Here is a 16,032-nt window from a genome sequence, read left to right on the forward strand (position 1 = left end):
TATAGATCGACGATCCCTACCAATCAGCGAACGATAGGGACCATTCTATGCACGTTTCGTTCTAATTATAAACAATAAGGAAGTTGCGACGTTTTTCTTTACCGTCGTATTAAATACTTTCTACTCTAAACATATTGATTACGTATCGTCTTTACAGGGAATCCCTTCACTATGTTTATTCTTTCGATTCTGTTTTTTCTTATCGGTATCGTGCTAACCGCAGGTGGTATTTGGCTGCTAGCGTTGGACGGCAGTCCTTACTATGTCATCTCGGGGGTATTGCTCCTAGCGGTTAGCTTCACACTGCGACGTCATAGAGTGATCGCCAATGCTTTGTATGCGGTGTTACTGCTTGGAACCATGATTTGGTCGTTGTGGGAATCAGGCTTCGATTGGTGGCCACTGGCTAGCCGCATGGGCACCCTGCTGGTGCTCGCATTGCCATTACTTATTTTTGTTGGCCGTAAAGGGCGTGTGTCCCAGCGTCTTTTGTTACCTGTTTGGGGGATATGTGCGGTTGCAACACTTAGCCCTTTAGCCATGGACGATCCAACCGCGATTAAAGGGACAATGGCAGACAGAGTGGTGAACCCTTCGGCTGCGACAGGGCTGATGGGCGATTCAGAATGGCACGCCTATGGACGTAGCAATTTAGGACAACGTTATTCACCTGTAAATCAAATCACGCCAGACAATGTCAGTGATCTCGAGTTGGCTTGGCAATATCAAACAGGGGATGTAAAAGGGCCGAAAGATGTTGGCGAGACGACATACGAAGCCACCCCATTGAAAATAGGCAATGCCTTATATCTTTGTACACCCCATAACTGGCTGGTGGCGTTGAACGCGGATACGGGCGAAGAAATGTGGGTATACGATGCAAAAGTTCCCCCTGAAAGTCAGCGTCAACATCAGACTTGTCGCGGCGTTTCTTACCTCCCAACAGAAGATGAAAGCAAACAGAATATTGCTAAAAAACAAACTCAACCCGCGCAACAATTAGCAAGTATGCAGTGTGATGCTCAGCTTTTTTTGCCGACGTCTGATGCGCGCTTGTTGGCGGTAGACCCTGAAACGGGTGCGCGTTGCGCTAATTTCGCCGATGATGGCGTGCTTGATCTCATGCACAATATGCCTTTCAAACAGTCTGGGTACTACTACTCCACATCGCCACCGTTGGTAGCTGGCGGAAAAGTGATTGTCGCCGGGGCGGTGAATGATAACTACGACATTAATTCTCCTTCGGGCGTCATTCGAGCTTACGATGCTAAAACCGGTCAATTGCAATGGAATTGGGATGCAGGGCATCCCGAGGATACATCTCCGATTGGTCCTGATGAAACGTATGCGGTGAGTTCACCAAACAGCTGGTCAGTCGCGAGTGCGGATGAAGAGCTGGGCTTAGCGTATTTTCCGATGGGGAACCGTACTCCAGATCAACTGGGTATGTACCGCTCTCCGGCGGATGAAAAATATTCCTCCTCTGTTGTAGCGTTAAGTTTAGAAACGGGACAACCCGAATGGGTTCAGCAATTTGTGCACCATGATTTGTGGGATATGGACACGCCAGCGCAACCCGTTTTATTGGATCTAAATACCGACAAAGGCGTTGAGCCTGCGTTGGTCGTGCCAACGAAACAAGGGGATGTGTACGTACTCCACCGAGGGACTGGGGAAGCCATTTTCCCGATTACCGAAGAGCCAGCGCCACAAGGAGCGGTGCCTGGAGACTTTACTGCAAAAACGCAGCCGACGTCTGCCATCTCGTTCAAGCCTGATCCCTTGACTGAAGCCGATATGTGGGGAGCGACGCCAATCGACCAAATGTTGTGTCGTATCGAATTCAATAGTTTGGATTATAAAGGGCGCTACACACCGCCTTCCGAGAATGGGGCCATTGTTTTCCCTGGTAATTTCGGTGTCTTTAATTGGGGCAGTGTCGCAGTCGATCCTAAGCGGCAAGTGATGTTCGGCATGCCGCTTTATTTAGCCTTTACCTCAACGTTGGTGCCTAAAGATCAAGAATTAGGTGAAACTAACCAAGGAGAGCAGGGTTTAAACGAAAACGCAGGGGCTCAGTATGCGGTAGAAATGGCCCCTTTTCTGTCTCCACTTGGCGTTCCTTGCCAACAACCCCCTTGGGGATATGTAGCGGGTGTGGACTTGCGCACGGGGAAAACCGCCTGGAAACATAAAAACGGTACGGTCGAAGACCTAACGCCATTAGCATTACCCATCAAAATGGGCGTACCGGGTATTGGTGGACCCATCATTACCGATGGTGGTGTGGTCTTTATGGCTGCGTCGGTAGATGACTATATACGCGCCTATGACTTGAATACTGGTGCACAAATTTGGCAACACCGTTTGCCTGCAGGAGGCCAAGCGACGCCGATGACGTATCTCAACAGCCAAGGCGAGCAGATGGTGGTACAAGTCGCCGGAGGGCATGGCTCAATTGGCACCACTATTGGGGATTATGTTGTTGCGTACAAGTTAGCCAAATAGTTTGCATTGCTAGTCATTCGCAGTATGCGTCATAAAAGCTCGATTTCGGTCGGGCTTTTTTATTCCTAATTGTTTTTAAATATATAGAAATCCTATTTTTTAGTTATAACAAAACCATACGTAGAAAGACTAATTTAATATTGGAGAGAGCACGTTGGTTCTCTTATCATGCCCCGCTATCATCGCGGCCATAAGCCGCCTATTAAGTAAACATAAGCTGGAAACATCAGTAACATGACAAAACCTACTCCATTGGCCTTGTTGCCTTTACTTCTTTTTTTGACGCTCTTTGTTGGCAGTGGCTTGTGGTATCAAAGCCAAGATGTTGATTTTGCGTTTTACCAAATCCAAGCCCCCGTCGCGATTCTGCCAGCCTTGGTATTAGCGATTTTGCTAAGCCGTGGAGCCTTAAATGAGCGTATCGATACCTTCATGAAAGGCGTTGGCGATCAGACCATTATTACAATGGTGTTGATTTACTTGCTAGCCGGCGCGTTCGCCAGTGTTGCCAAAGCTGTTGGTGGCGTGGATGCGACGGTGAACTTTGGCTTAAGTGTGATCCCGCCGAGCTTTATTCTCCCTGGCATTTTTATCATCACGGCCTTTGTCGCGACTTCGATGGGGACCTCGATGGGCACGATTGCAGCCATAGCGCCGATTGCTATTGGCGTTGCAGAGGTAACAGATTTACCGCTCCTTACAACGGTCGGTGCCGTAGTTGGCGGTGCTATGTTTGGTGATAACCTGTCGATCATTTCAGACACGACTATTGCCGCGACACGTACCCAAGGGTGTGAAATGCGCGATAAATTTCGTATGAACTTTAAGATCGCATTGCCCGCTGCATTGTTGGTGTTGATATGGCTGTTTTTGCAAGGCTCTGAAGCACGCCTCGATCAAGTTCAAGACTACAATATTTGGTTAGTCTTACCTTATTTGGCGGTACTTGTGCTCGCTGTATTAGGCGTAAACGTATTGTTGGTGTTGTTTACAGGTATTGTGCTGGCAGGGGTATTGGGCTTAGTCACGATGCCTGAGTACGCCGTGTCAGATTGGTCCAAAGATATTTACGCGGGCTACACTGGCATGCAAGAGATTATGATTTTGTCATTGCTGATCGGTGGTTTAGGGGCGCTAATGAAATCCCAAGGCGGCTTAGATTGGGTTGTTCGTAGTATTGAAAACGTCAGTCGTACCTTGGGTGCAAAAGAAGGATCGCGCAGAGTAGGAGAGTTGAGCATCAGTGCGTCCGTCGCGTTGACGAATCTGTGTACGGCGAATAATACCGTTTCGATTTTAATTAACGGTTCGGTAGCGAAAGATGTGGCTCAGCGGTACAACGTTGACCCTCGACGCAGTGCAAGCTTGCTGGATATCTTTTCATGTGTGGTCCAAGGGTTAATCCCCTATGGCGCTCAAATACTGTTGGCGTCTTCCTTGGCAAAGGTATCGCCATTAGATGTGGTGACACATGTTCAGTACAGCTGGATACTCGCGCTGGTCGCTTTTGTAACCATTATAATGTGCTGGCCTAAAGTAAAGTCCTAGGCCCCTGCTTTGGAAGCATAAAAAACCGCTTGCAGGATGCCTGCAAGCGGTTTTTTACGTCGTTAAGATGACACCCAAATTAGGGAGAAGGACGTCACCTTAATACGGACAATTATCTTGAATAAGCACCAGATGCTTTGTTTTCAGATAAAGAACCTTCTGCGTAGTCAGCAATAGCTTCGCCTTGTTTTTCCCAAAGCGCTTGCTCTTCAGCCGTTGCTTTTGGCGAGAACACACCGATTTGAGCGTAGATCAGACCCAGTACTGGAGAGATCCAACACGCAAAGGCTAGAGGGATGTAAAGTAGGTTTTCGAAGTTACCATCTCCAATACCCAACCCTAATGCACCAATCACAAACGCGCCGCCTGCGTTCCAAGGAACAAGAGGCGAAACCAGCGTACCACCTTCTTCGATTGCACGAGATAGGTTCAAAGTAGAGTATTTCATGCCGCGGTAAACAGGCGCGTACATACGACCAGGAAGGGCGATAGATAGGTACGGGTCGCCAGCGACAAGGTTGGTCGCAACGGATGTCAGTGTAGCGGAGGTTTGGATGCCGCGGAACGAGTCCACTTTTGACATGATGGCTGCGATAATGGCTTCAAGACAGCGAGTTTTTTCCAGGGCGCCACCGAAACCGAGTGCAATCAGAATCAATGAGATGGTCCACATCATTGATTGGATACCACCGCGGTTAAGCAGGCTGTTGATGGCATCGGAAGAGGTTTGGATTGAGTAGCCGCTGTTAGCGTAAGTAAGTACGTCATGTACGCCAGCACCTTGAGTAATCATGGCTACAACAGCACCCGTTAGTACACCTGCAAATAGAGAAGGGATCGGAGGCATACGTTTCACAGCTAACACGATAACGACTAAAGCAGGCGCAAGTAACCAAGCAGAGATTTCAAAGTTATTTTGCAACGACGTAGTGATCGATGTGATGCGCTCAAAAGACGCGTTGTCATTGTCAATCAGGGTAAAGCCCGCTACCAAGTAGATCACGAGTGCGATCAACATGGATGGAACCGTAGTAGGCATCATGTTTTTAATGTGAGAAAACACGTCTGTGCCCGTAACGGCTGGCGCTAAGTTTGTCGTATCAGACAAAGGTGACACTTTATCACCGAAGAATGCGCCGGATACCACTGCACCTGCGGTCCAGTACATTGGGATTTCAAACCCGGCACCAATCCCCATAAGCGCTAAACCAACCGTACCCACGGTTCCCCAAGACGTACCTAGGGACAAAGACACCACAGAACAAAGAATCATAGCGGCCGCTAGGAAAATCTGAGGTGATAACAATGTCAGACCATAGTAGATCAACGTGGGAACGGTACCTGATGCGATCCACACACCGACGATCATGCCGACTAAGATCAGCACGGATACGGAAGGCATGGAGACGTGGATAACGTGAAAGATACCTTCTTCAATATCTTTCCAACGTAACCCCTGCTTAATCCCCACCAACGCGGTAATCGCCAAACCAATGGCCAGTGGAATATGAGGAGTGAAGTCACCAAAGTAGAAGATTTGAACGCCGAGCAATGCCAGCGTCAGGATTACGGGGACAAGTGCTAGCTTTAAGCTAGGCATTTGAGCCGTATTTTTTTCCGAATAAGCCATAATCTGTTCCTGTTTTCTTTTGTTGTCGTGCGGTGTGAACAAGGCATCAAAAATGCTGTACACGTTCCGATACCTAACGTTTTAGCAGGATGCATGAATAAATTCGCAAACAAGTCGTAATACTTTGTATGAACAATGTGAAACAGCTTATTGTTCAAAAAGGCGATTTTTAAGCACATTTACCTCTATTTGAGGGTGTTTGTCTGACTTTTTAGCGCAAGATCATGCAAAAAAATTGTGAATGAATAACCAAATTGAAAACGATCTTCCTATTTCGCGGGTGCGCAGAGCACCGGATAGAGACGCTTTTCTAAAATCCCTAAACGCCTGACTATTACTATAGCAGCACTGACAGTATTTGCCTTGGTTGGCATCAGCTAACGTGTGAAAGCCGCCTGATTCAACGCGGCAGTATGGCGATTACGGTGCCATGGCAGTAAAAAAATGTGTTTGAGGTCAAGTTTTTGATGGCTTCGTGCAGCGGTTTTGAATAGTTATAGCAAACTGTCTACAGCGAGAGTGACAATGTAAATCAAGGTTTATGTTTTCTGTTTTTGTTTATATTCTGTTTATATTTATGGCATTCAATGACTACTTATTTTTTTTAGAGTGAGTTGCTATAGTGACACCAACTAGGTGACAAAAACGTTACGCTCTTTTCTGTGTAATGATAATACTAACCTCAATCCTACATATCATTTGCAGTACATACCCTATGTTAATGTCAGACATAAAAATTCTTGTGGTGGATGATTCACAAGTAACCCGTGAAACGTTGGAGAGTTACTTTGCCGAGGAAGGCTATCATGTCACAGGCGCTGAAACAGCCGAGGACGCTGAGCGCATTTTGAGCCAACAAGAGTTTGACTTGATCTTGTTGGATATTCGTTTGCCAGGGAAGGATGGTTTAACGTTAACAAGGGAATTACGAACACAGTCAGAAGTGGGCATTATCTTGGTCACAGGCAAGCAAGATGAGATCGATCGAATCATCGGCCTAGAATGTGGCGCAGATGAATACGTCAGTAAGCCCTTCCACCCGAGAGAAATTTTGGCGCGTGCTAAAAATCTGATTCGGCGAGTGCGCAAGTTACAGCAAGCCTCATTGAAACCGGCTGAGGAGCCTGTATTGCGCCCCGTCGGTACTTGGCGCTTAGACACTTCTCGTCGTGTGCTCATTGCGTCAGATAATTCCGTGGGGCATTTGACTGAAGGTGAATTTCAATTACTGACTGCATTGCTGGAAAACGAAGGTGTGCCGCTCAGCCGTGATCAACTCATGGACCGTATCAAGAACCGCACTTGGAATGCGACCGATCGTACCATTGATGTGTTGATCGGCCGTATACGTCGTAAACTCGCCGAAGACCCAAACTGTCCGCAAGTGATTATTACCGTGCATGGTGTGGGTTATCTCCTCAGTTCACCGGCGCAAGCAGACTTACCGCATGACTAGGATGTACGGTATCCGAGGCCTAGTAGGCTTCGTCTGCTGTTGTAGTCTTTCGGTGACGACTTACGCCAACGACTTATCTGATTTAAAAGGAATGAGCGTCAGGTTATGTGGCACACCGGCTTATCCTCCTGTCTCATGGGTGACGCCAGATGGTCACGTAGAAGGCGTGAACGCCGATATTATTCGAGCCTTATTTGAACCGCTGGGTGTTATTGTTGATGATCTGCAAAACAGTAATTGGCATCGCTGTTTAAAAGAGGTCGAGCTCGGCAATGTGGATGTGGTGTCTGGGTTTCGTAACGAAGCCAGAAAGCAGTTTGTCACCTATCTAGATACGCCGCTGATTAGTGAATCGATTCATATGTATTATCCGATTGATTCTCCTATAACGTTTGAAAGTTGGTCTGACATGGCGGACTGGCGCATCGGCGTATTGATGGGGGATAGCTTTGGAGATGGACCGGATGAGGCGCTTAAAGGCTTTTCCCATTTGGAATGGGTTTCCACTCAAGATCAAAATCTTTTAAAACTTGCCGATGGCCGCTTAGATGCCGTGCCGATGGGTAAACTGTCTGGGCAACTGCAAATCGCCACATTGGGGTTAGAAGGGTTGCTAGGGGACACGCCCACCAATGTAAACGATTTTTGGTATATTGCTGTATCTAAAAAATCACCCTTAATGCCTTGGTTCGATGAGATCAACGCTCGCCTGAAGCAGTTGGTGGAGCAGCCTGATTTCATTGCTGGCCTGTTAGACCAGCAGCAAGCTTTGTACTTGCAAACCATGCAGCAAAAGCAAGGAGAGCACTAGCATTATGGCGTGGTTTCCAGGTCGTTCTCTGCGATACAAACAAAATCATCCGCTGGCGTATCGAATTTTTATTAAGCTCCTGTCGTTGAGCTTACTGCTTGCACTTATTTCAACCAGTATCCAAGTTTACAATGAATACCGTCGTGAGCGAGCATCCATGCAGCAGCAAACGGATTTTATTACCTCATCGCACATTGAGGGTATCCGTAAAGGTCTTTGGGACCTTGATAGTGAGCAATTAGTGCTGCAGCTCAAAGGCATCATGAACTTTTCCAACGTGAACGCGGTAACGCTGAAATCAGAAGACTGGCAAGAGGGTAATATTGTTGTCGGTACACCGCCTGCACATATCTCACCTGGCTATGGTACGACGTTCGATATTTATTACATTGACCGCAATGGCCGACAGACTGACCGCCTTTTAGGGGAGCTCACCGTTTACCATGATATTGCGGCAGTGCAATCTCGCTTGTTCCGCTCTGCGATTGAAATTGCCTTATTTCAAAGCGTGTTGGTGCTGATCAATGGCTTGTTATTGCTACTGATCGTGCATTTCATGGTGACGCGTCATCTTGAATATATGGCCAACTACACTCGCGCGATTGGCGCAGGCAATCTGAACCGTAAGTTGATACTGCCGTACAAGCGACGCTTAGAGCAGGATGATGAAATCGATGCGGTGACCGATGCGATGAATGATATGCGAGAGGCGATTCTGGCAGACATCAAGCAAAAAGATCAGATTGAAGAAGAATTGCGCTTCCATCGCGATCAGCTACAAGAGCAAGTGCGCCGTCGTACACAAAGATTGCAAGGGGCAAAAGAGGCTGCGGAAGAAGCGAATTTGGCGAAAAGTCAGTTTTTAGCGACGATGAGCCATGAAATTAAGACGCCACTGAACGGTATTCTAGGAATGGTTGAGCTATTGCAGCGTGGGCCACAGCCTGAAGACAGCCGAGAGAAGCTTGCTGCGATCTACCAGTCGGGTGAAGCCTTGCTTGAAATCCTCAACGGTTTACTGGATTACGCCCGACTTGAAGAGGGTGTTTACAGCCCTGAAATCATATCGTTTTCCATTCATGAATTGGTTAATTCCACGAGCTTACTGTTTTCGGCGCAAGCACAAGAGCGGCGCACTCAAATTAATGTTCATATCAGCCCTGATTTAAAAGAGAACTACCAAGGTGCTGCGGGGGCATTGCGTCAGATTTTGTCGAATCTAGTTTCTAATGCAATCAAATTTACCGAAGACGGCCTCGTCACGATCACGGTCATGCCAGCAACTGATGACTTGGAAGACGACAGCGCCATCGATGGTGTGGTGTTTGAGGTTGAAGATACGGGCATCGGTATCTCGGAAAGTTATCAGGCGCAGATTTTCGAGCGCTTCAGCCAGGCAGATGAGAGCATAACGCGTCGCTTTGGCGGCACAGGTTTAGGGCTTGCGATTACGGCCCAGCTCGTCAAGCTTCTGGGGGGCGAAATCGGCGTAGAAAGTGAAGATGGTCAAGGTAGTATATTTTGGTTCTATGTGCCTCTGAAAGCCATTGAAGCGCATTCGGTACAAACTCCCGACGTGACATCGGTATCTGAAAGTAGATTAGACCCGATGACGATCCTGTTGGTCGAAGATACGCCCATCAATCAGGCGGTCACTATGGAGTTACTGCAAAATGACCAACACCGTGTCACGCTGGCGAAAGACGGGCCAGAAGCACTAGAGCGTGCTAATCAAGCGCCCTTCGAGTTGATTCTGATGGACATTCATTTACCTGGAATGAGTGGGCTAGAAGTGGCGGAGCAGATACGCTCTGGGACATCGATCAATGCCAACACCCCGATCGTAGCGTTAACGGCCAATGTGCAACCGAGTAACGTTAAAAAGTGTCATGATGCGGGCATTTGGGCCGTCATCCCGAAACCGTTTAGTCGGGAGTTGCTGCATCGTGTGATGCGCGCACAGACCAATAATGATGAGCTGGTTTATCAAGCTAGTCTTAGCCAAGGTGTGTTGGATATGACACTTATTCGTTCTCATCTTACTGCGTTGGGTAAGCAGCGACTTGTGAAATTAGTGGATGTGTTTGCAACCGCCATGCAACGCGGTATTGATGACTTAACTGATATGAGCGCGCAAAAAGATGATTATGAGCTGGCTGACATTGCCCATAGATTAGCGGGTGACGCGGATGCGGTTGGCGCACGCGAGATAGCGGAACGGTTACGTGCGATAGAGCAACGCTCTAGTGAAGGCAGTAATTACGATTATGACGCCGATATTGAAATGCTCAAGCAAGTTTATAGTGAGACCTTGGCTGCCTTTGATGCTGTACTAAAAGCGGATTAGCCTCTCGAGTGTGTACTATTTCTAACCAATAGGGCAAGATTAGCGTCCTGCCCTATTCGGCACGATCACCTTAATTAAAAAAGTAAAGTATAAGAATCATGGATCAGACGACCAAGACCGGCCTTATGTATGGCATTACCGCCTATGTATGGTGGGCGATTGCCCCCATTTATTTTAAAGCGATATCAGACATCGGTGCGCTCGACATCCTTGCTCACCGCGTGATTTGGTCTTTTGTTATAGTGGTGTTACTGATTGCTGCGATGGGCAAAGTATCCGTGTTGGTGGGCGTACTCCGCTCGCCTAAGTCTTTGCTGGCATTGACTGCATCGACGATACTGATCGGAGCAAACTGGGGAACTTTTATTTGGGCGATAAACAGCAACCAAATGCTCAGTGCCAGTCTTGGTTACTACATTAATCCATTAGTTAGCATCATTCTCGGTATGGTCTTTTTTCAAGACCGATTGGATCGTCCACGTAAAATAGCGGCTGCATTGTGTGTCGCGGCCGTCGTATTTGAAGTTATTCAATTTGGGCGTTTGCCCTGGATCGCATTGGTTTTAGCGTTTAGTTTTGGTCTTTATGGTTTAGTACGCAAAAAGCTTGCTGTAGACAGCTTCACAGGCATGGCGCTAGAGACAGGACTAATGCTGCCTTTGGCGGTTGTTCAGCTCAGTTGGTTTAGCCAGCCGCAAAGCAATATGTTCACCAATGATGTTTGGTCAAACCTGATGCTTATAGCCGCAGGTCCAATGACCATGATTCCTTTGATGTTATTCGCTGCGGCGGCCAATAGAGTGAGCTTAGTTACGTTAGGCTTTTTTCAGTATATCGGTCCGAGCGGTATTTTCTTATTGGCCGTATTTGTTTATGGCGAGACGTTTACACCCGCTAAATTCGTTACGTTCGGTTTGATCTGGGCTGCCTTGGCGGTATTGTTGGTCAGCTCGATACGCCAAATGCGTAAACCGACTCAGTTAACGGACCAACAATAAAATCCTTATAGCTACCCTGATCGGTTTACGAAAACAGAATCAATTTAATGGCTGCCAGAGTCGACATGATACGAATGAGCCATTTAAAGTGCTTTTGTTTGACGCGCTTTAAAAAGTGATAGCCGAAGAAAGAGCCAACCAATAGTCCTGGAAGGGCGTATGAGCTCATTGTTAAGCTTTGCTGGCTGAGTAATCCAAGGCTGATATATAACGGAAACTTGATGATATTTATGATAAAAAAGCCCCATGCTCGAGTACTGATGTAGCTTTCTTTGTTGAGTTTTTGCTCCAGTAGGAAAAGGCTATAAAGTGGTCCTGCAGCATTTGAGATCATGCTGATTAATCCGCTTAAAAAACCCATCGAATAGGCTGCCCAAGGCTTTTGCATAAAGCTAACTGGGCGAGTATCTAGATAAAACCCTAATGCAATCATTGCAACAATGATGATGCCCAATAGCGTAACAAATTGCTCTTCATCGATGCTAGAAAGCAATTGCGCGCCAACAATCACGCCCAAAAAGCCGAGTGGTATAAAGCGTGCCAAGACTGCCCAAGAGATGTTTTTCCGGTAACTGTACGCGGCCATGATATCGGTGATGGCGTAGAGTGGTAGCAAAACCCCCAAGGCTTCTGGACCAGGAAACGCGATCATCACGATCGGCAGAACGAGTAAGCCCATTCCGCCGACGGAAAACTTTGAAAACCCCGTAATCAAACCAGCGATAAACATCACCACCAGAGTTGTGGTCAAAGGTGCCTCCTTAAATTAGTCACTTGAATGATCATAGAATAGCGCTAATAATGAATTAAAAATAATTTCATTTTCTAATCATAATGAAAGGTTTATGTTATGAAGTTGGATCAACTCAGGGCATTTGTTGCCGTGGTAGAAACAGGCAGCTTTCGTGCTGCCGCTGAGGCCATTCATAAAACTCAGCCGAGTGTCAGCGCAGCGGTTAAAGCGTTGGAGGCGCAATACGATTTTGCGTTGTTTGATCGTGATAGCTACCGACCAACCCTAACGGCAGACGGAAGGGCTTTTTTCAAACAAAGTAAGAAGCTACTTTATCAAGCAAATCAGTTGGAAAATTTCGGTCATAACCTCGCTAAAAGTGCTGAGCAGCCATTACGCCTGTGTGTTTCACAAATGGCGTTGACCGACCAAGTAGTGGGCTTGTTGAAGCAGTTTCAGCAACAGCATGAGCAAGTGTCACTAGAGCTTACAACTGACCATCTTCATGGTGTACAGGATCATCTGATAAAAGAAAAATCTGATATTGCGATAGGGCCGAGTTACGGTCTCGATGATCGTCATGTGTTTATTGAAATTGGGGCGCTGGATCTGGTGTGCGTTGTACACCCGAAACTGTTACCGACCTTGCAACAAGGCCATCAAAAGGTGAAGCCTCAGGCGTTGTATTCTTTGCCGCATATCTTGGTGAGCCAGGATGCGGACAACCAAGGGCATCGTTTTTTGTTGCCGGCGGGAAAGAGATGGTACGTCAATGATTTTCAGGTTAAAAAGACGCTTATCCAAGCTGGCCTAGGGTGGGCGAGAATGCCCTATTACATGGTTCGGGATGCGCTCGAGGAAGGACGTCTGGTGCGTATGGATGTGGAAAATTTCATATCCCACAATCAAACGCCACTTTATATGATTCGCCTACGACAGCAAGCTCTAAATCATGAGGCAAACCTGTTCTGGCGCTTTATGAAACAGGCCCTTAAACGGCCGATCATTGAGCCTTAAGCTTGCTGTTGAAATCGGTGGCTGATCTTAGCCGCCAAATGCACACCAAAAGCAGGGTGGGGAACTGGGGCAACCGACAGAACAATATCGACCGCAGGCAAGGCAGGCCAATGTGGCTCTTGCACAATGTTAAATCCTTCTGGCACGCTCGATACGGCCATGGCGCTGACTCCGATACCGCGACGCAGTAAACTTTTGATCGCGGTGGCGCTCGATGAACTGGCAACGAGTGTATAAGGCCGCTCTAATTTTTCTAAGCCATCAATGGCCGAACTATGAAACTTACAATCTGGTTCGTAGAGTATCAGCGGCAAAGGGATTTGATGAATCACATCAATCGCTTCGCCGCAAACCCATACGCCTCGATCATGTTTCAGCAGATAGCCCTCTTCCGCATCGGGCGCACGGGTTAAAATAGCCAGATCAATTTTGCCTTGATCGAGCATGAGCCGCAGTTGTGTACTGCAATCACAGACGATTTTGAAGGCCTGATTAGGCAGCTGCTCTCGGATCAGAGTGGTGACCTCTGGCAGTATGGATTCCGCGTAATCATCTGGGCAACCCAAAACCAAAGGTCGATGATGAGCTGTGTGCTTAAAGTGGCTGAGCGCTTCATCGTGAAGCGATAAAATGCGCCGAGCGTAGCTGACCAATTCTTGTCCGCGCTCGGTTAACGCAACATTGCGCCCCTCCTTAGTAAACAGGGGTTGCCCAGTGTCGTCTTCTAGCTTCTTCATCTGCATGCTGATCGCGCTTTGCGAACGAAATGTTTGCTTTGCCGCTCGCGTGAAGCTGCCAGTGTCAACATACGCAATAAAGCTGCGTAGCGCATCGATATCCATGTACGGCTCCAGTGATTGATCCATTCGTAAATCGAAAGTGATGTATCAAAACTATTCGTTAGTCAAATGAATAGCAAGAGGGCAAACTGATTCTATTGTTTATTCACTCACAAGGAATGGCTCATGAAACTTATTATCGGCAACAAAAACTACTCGTCTTGGTCATTGCGCGGCTGGCTTGCATTGGAAGCCTTTGGCGTACCGTTTGAAGAAGTGAAGTTAACGCTGTTTACGGATGATTTTTACGAACAGTTAGCTAAGTACACACCGGTAAAAAAGGTGCCCGTACTGGTCGATGGTGATATTAATGTTTGGGATTCTTTATCGATTGCGGAATACATTAATGAGACCTATCTAGATGGTAAAGCGTGGCCTGAAGATCCAGCGCTAAAAGCGCTAGCACGCTCAACGGTTGCAGAAATGCACAGTGGGTACAGCGCCTTGCGTAATGAAATGCCAATGAACTGTCGTGCACAGCGCCAAGTTGATCTCAGTGAGGCGGCACGCAAAGACATCGCCAATATTGATACCATCTGGGGTGAGCAACGCTTGCACTATGCCGATCAAGGGGACTATCTATTTGGCGAATTCAGCTTGGCTGATGTGTTCTTCGCACCCGTAGTGTTTCGGTTTATGACGTATGGCATTGAGCTATCTGAGGCTGCGAAAGCCTACCAACAAACCATGTTGGATCACCCTGCGATGAAACGTTGGTTAGCCGATGCTTTGACGGAAACCGATATCGTTGAAGAAGACGAAGCGGGCGTACCTATTAAATTTCATCCGCAACCTTAAACGTTCAATCATCGCTTGCGGTGATTAGAACAAGCCCAATTGGTCGCCAGTTTTCGGAGGGACTCGAAACTGGCTGCAGTCTAACGGGGTTAAGCGTTCGTTGCACAGCCCAGCCTTTTTCAGGGCGACGTGAAAGCGCTGGCGAATTAAATCAGCAAAAATCCCTTGTCCTGTCATACGGCGGCCAAACTGTGCATCATTGAGTGCGCCGCCACGCATATCTCTAATTCTATTCAAAACATGGTCAGCGCGATCGGGTACGTGGGTGCGCAGCCAGCCTTCAAACAGTTCGGTGAGCTCATGGGGAAGGCGTAACAGCATGTAGTGAGCAGACTGAGCGCCTGCATCCGCGGCGGCGTGGATTATTTGTTCTAATTCCGAATCGTTCACAAACGGGATCATTGGGGAAGCCAACACCGTGACGGGCACGCCAGCATCCGTCATTGCTTTAACTACGTTAAGCCGTGTTTGCCCAGAGGCTGTGCGCGGCTCTAACCTCCGTTTTAGATCGTTATCCAAAGTCGTAACACTGACGGCAGCGTGAAAGAGTCGCTGAGCGGCCAGTTCGCGAATGATATCGAGGTCTCTCAAGATTAAGTTGCTTTTGGTGATGATCGATACCGGTTGCTTATAAAGTAGTGCTATTTCAAGCAATTGGCGGGTAATGCGCAAGTCCTTCTCTATCGGTTGGTAGGCATCGGTATTGATGCCAATCGCGATGGGCTGACATTGGTAACTTGCTTTTGATAGCTGTTGTTCAAATAGCGCTGGCGCATTCACTTTGGCACTGAGCTTGGTTTCAAAGTCGAGTCCTGGCGATAGATCCAAATACGCATGGCTGGGTCGAGCAAAGCAGTAGATGCAACCGTGTTCACATCCTCGATAAGGGTTGACGGATAAGTTGAATGGCACATCCGGTGATTGATTGCGGGTGATGATGCTTTTCGCGTATTCGTAGCGCACTTCTGTCTGTGGTGCGACCACAGGTTCATCCGATTCATCCAGCTCAACCGCCGTGATGGCAAAGCGACCTTGGGTGTTGTTGGCGGTGCCTCTTCCTTTGATAGCCGGTGCTGTTCGCTTTACTGGGTGAAAATCATCGCTACTCATGGACGTCACTTTTAAGCTGTATGTATATACAGCTTAATTTAACTTAGATTTACGTATAGATAAAGCTTAGGTTGCGTGGGAAGTGTGTAGCCCATTGTTCTTCGTTTGCGCAGTCGTCATTGCTTTGTAAAGAAAGCCAAATCAGATTTATTTGTAAGGAAGGATTCAGGTAATCAAAGGTGAGCGCTAGGGGAAACGAGAAGAGTTTCGGTATGGTGAAGGACATCAAGGATTTAA

The 16,032-nt window shown here is 47.5% G+C and carries 12 protein-coding genes; 8 read left to right on the top strand and 4 right to left on the bottom strand.

What is annotated here, in order from left to right:
* Positions 1-171 precede the first annotated feature (171 nt).
* Both DN730_RS06270 and DN730_RS06275 read left to right on the top strand, forming a co-directional pair.
* Positions 172-2,508, top strand: coding sequence for a glucose/quinate/shikimate family membrane-bound PQQ-dependent dehydrogenase (locus DN730_RS06270; RefSeq protein ID WP_115467245.1), 2,337 nt, complete (start codon positions 172-174; stop codon positions 2,506-2,508).
* Between the two features lie 234 nt (positions 2,509-2,742).
* Positions 2,743-4,056 carry a Na+/H+ antiporter NhaC family protein gene (locus tag DN730_RS06275; protein WP_115467246.1) on the top strand — a complete coding sequence of 438 codons (1,314 nt, stop codon included), beginning with the start codon at positions 2,743-2,745 and terminating at the stop codon, positions 4,054-4,056.
* A gap of 112 nt (positions 4,057-4,168) precedes the next feature.
* Here DN730_RS06275 and nhaC read toward each other — a convergent pair whose 3' ends face one another.
* A complete protein-coding gene (gene nhaC, locus DN730_RS06280) occupies positions 4,169-5,686 on the bottom strand; it encodes a Na+/H+ antiporter NhaC (protein WP_115467247.1) in 1,518 nt (505 codons plus the stop codon).
* Positions 5,687-6,401: 715 nt separating this feature from the next.
* On the opposite strand from nhaC, the gene DN730_RS06285 reads away from it, so the two are divergent.
* The 4 genes from DN730_RS06285 (at position 6,402) to rarD (ending at position 11,298) form a co-directional block, all read left to right on the top strand.
* A complete protein-coding gene (locus DN730_RS06285) occupies positions 6,402-7,142 on the top strand; it encodes a response regulator (protein ID WP_115467248.1) in 741 nt (246 codons plus the stop codon).
* Entirely contained in the window at positions 7,135-7,953 is an 819-nt protein-coding gene (locus DN730_RS06290; protein WP_158541181.1) for a substrate-binding periplasmic protein, read from the top strand. The genes DN730_RS06285 and DN730_RS06290 overlap by 8 nt, the downstream gene beginning before the upstream one ends.
* A gap of 4 nt (positions 7,954-7,957) precedes the next feature.
* Positions 7,958-10,300 carry an ATP-binding protein gene (locus DN730_RS06295; protein ID WP_115467250.1) on the top strand — a complete coding sequence of 781 codons (2,343 nt, stop codon included), beginning with the start codon at positions 7,958-7,960 and terminating at the stop codon, positions 10,298-10,300.
* Between the two features lie 98 nt (positions 10,301-10,398).
* A complete protein-coding gene (rarD, locus tag DN730_RS06300) occupies positions 10,399-11,298 on the top strand; it encodes an EamA family transporter RarD (RefSeq protein ID WP_115467251.1) in 900 nt (299 codons plus the stop codon).
* Between the two features lie 25 nt (positions 11,299-11,323).
* On the opposite strand, the gene DN730_RS06305 is transcribed toward rarD, so the two are convergent.
* The gene (locus DN730_RS06305) at positions 11,324-12,049 is read right to left on the bottom strand and encodes a sulfite exporter TauE/SafE family protein (protein ID WP_115467252.1); all 726 of its coding nucleotides are present in this window, start codon (positions 12,047-12,049) and stop codon (positions 11,324-11,326) included.
* Between the two features lie 99 nt (positions 12,050-12,148).
* Here DN730_RS06305 and DN730_RS06310 point away from each other — a divergent pair, with 99 nt between their 5' ends.
* A complete protein-coding gene (locus tag DN730_RS06310; protein WP_115467253.1) occupies positions 12,149-13,048 on the top strand; it encodes a LysR family transcriptional regulator in 900 nt (299 codons plus the stop codon).
* Here DN730_RS06310 and DN730_RS06315 read toward each other — a convergent pair.
* A complete protein-coding gene (locus DN730_RS06315; protein ID WP_115467254.1) occupies positions 13,045-13,890 on the bottom strand; it encodes a LysR family transcriptional regulator in 846 nt (281 codons plus the stop codon). The genes DN730_RS06310 and DN730_RS06315 overlap by 4 nt on opposite strands.
* A 123-nt stretch (positions 13,891-14,013) precedes the next feature.
* Between DN730_RS06315 and DN730_RS06320 the strand changes: the two genes are divergently transcribed.
* Positions 14,014-14,685: a glutathione S-transferase family protein gene (locus tag DN730_RS06320; protein WP_115467255.1), complete on the top strand. Its 672-nt coding sequence runs from the start codon at positions 14,014-14,016 to the stop codon at positions 14,683-14,685.
* Between the two features lie 24 nt (positions 14,686-14,709).
* Here the strand turns inward: DN730_RS06320 and DN730_RS06325 are convergent, their stop codons facing one another.
* Entirely contained in the window at positions 14,710-15,795 is a 1,086-nt protein-coding gene (locus DN730_RS06325) for a PA0069 family radical SAM protein (RefSeq protein WP_115467256.1), read from the bottom strand.
* Between the last annotated feature and the right edge of the window lie 237 nt (positions 15,796-16,032).

It is taken from the genome of Marinomonas piezotolerans (assembly GCF_003362755.1).
GTDB lineage: Bacteria > Pseudomonadota > Gammaproteobacteria > Pseudomonadales > Marinomonadaceae > Marinomonas > Marinomonas piezotolerans.

Bases quoted from the DNA above. Each gene is read 5' to 3' on its own strand.
- rarD (WP_115467251.1), top strand. From the start codon at position 10,399: ATGGATCAGACGACCAAGACCGGCCTTATGTATGGCATTACCGCCTAT.
- DN730_RS06315 (WP_115467254.1), bottom strand. From the start codon at position 13,890: ATGGATATCGATGCGCTACGCAGCTTTATTGCGTATGTTGACACTGGC.
- DN730_RS06325 (WP_115467256.1), bottom strand. From the start codon at position 15,795: ATGAGTAGCGATGATTTTCACCCAGTAAAGCGAACAGCACCGGCTATC.
- DN730_RS06295 (WP_115467250.1), top strand. From the start codon at position 7,958: ATGGCGTGGTTTCCAGGTCGTTCTCTGCGATACAAACAAAATCATCCG.
- DN730_RS06320 (WP_115467255.1), top strand. From the start codon at position 14,014: ATGAAACTTATTATCGGCAACAAAAACTACTCGTCTTGGTCATTGCGC.
- DN730_RS06285 (WP_115467248.1), top strand. From the start codon at position 6,402: ATGTTAATGTCAGACATAAAAATTCTTGTGGTGGATGATTCACAAGTA.
- nhaC (WP_115467247.1), bottom strand. From the start codon at position 5,686: ATGGCTTATTCGGAAAAAAATACGGCTCAAATGCCTAGCTTAAAGCTA.
- DN730_RS06310 (WP_115467253.1), top strand. From the start codon at position 12,149: ATGAAGTTGGATCAACTCAGGGCATTTGTTGCCGTGGTAGAAACAGGC.
- DN730_RS06290 (WP_158541181.1), top strand. From the start codon at position 7,135: ATGACTAGGATGTACGGTATCCGAGGCCTAGTAGGCTTCGTCTGCTGT.
- DN730_RS06275 (WP_115467246.1), top strand. From the start codon at position 2,743: ATGACAAAACCTACTCCATTGGCCTTGTTGCCTTTACTTCTTTTTTTG.
- DN730_RS06270 (WP_115467245.1), top strand. From the start codon at position 172: ATGTTTATTCTTTCGATTCTGTTTTTTCTTATCGGTATCGTGCTAACC.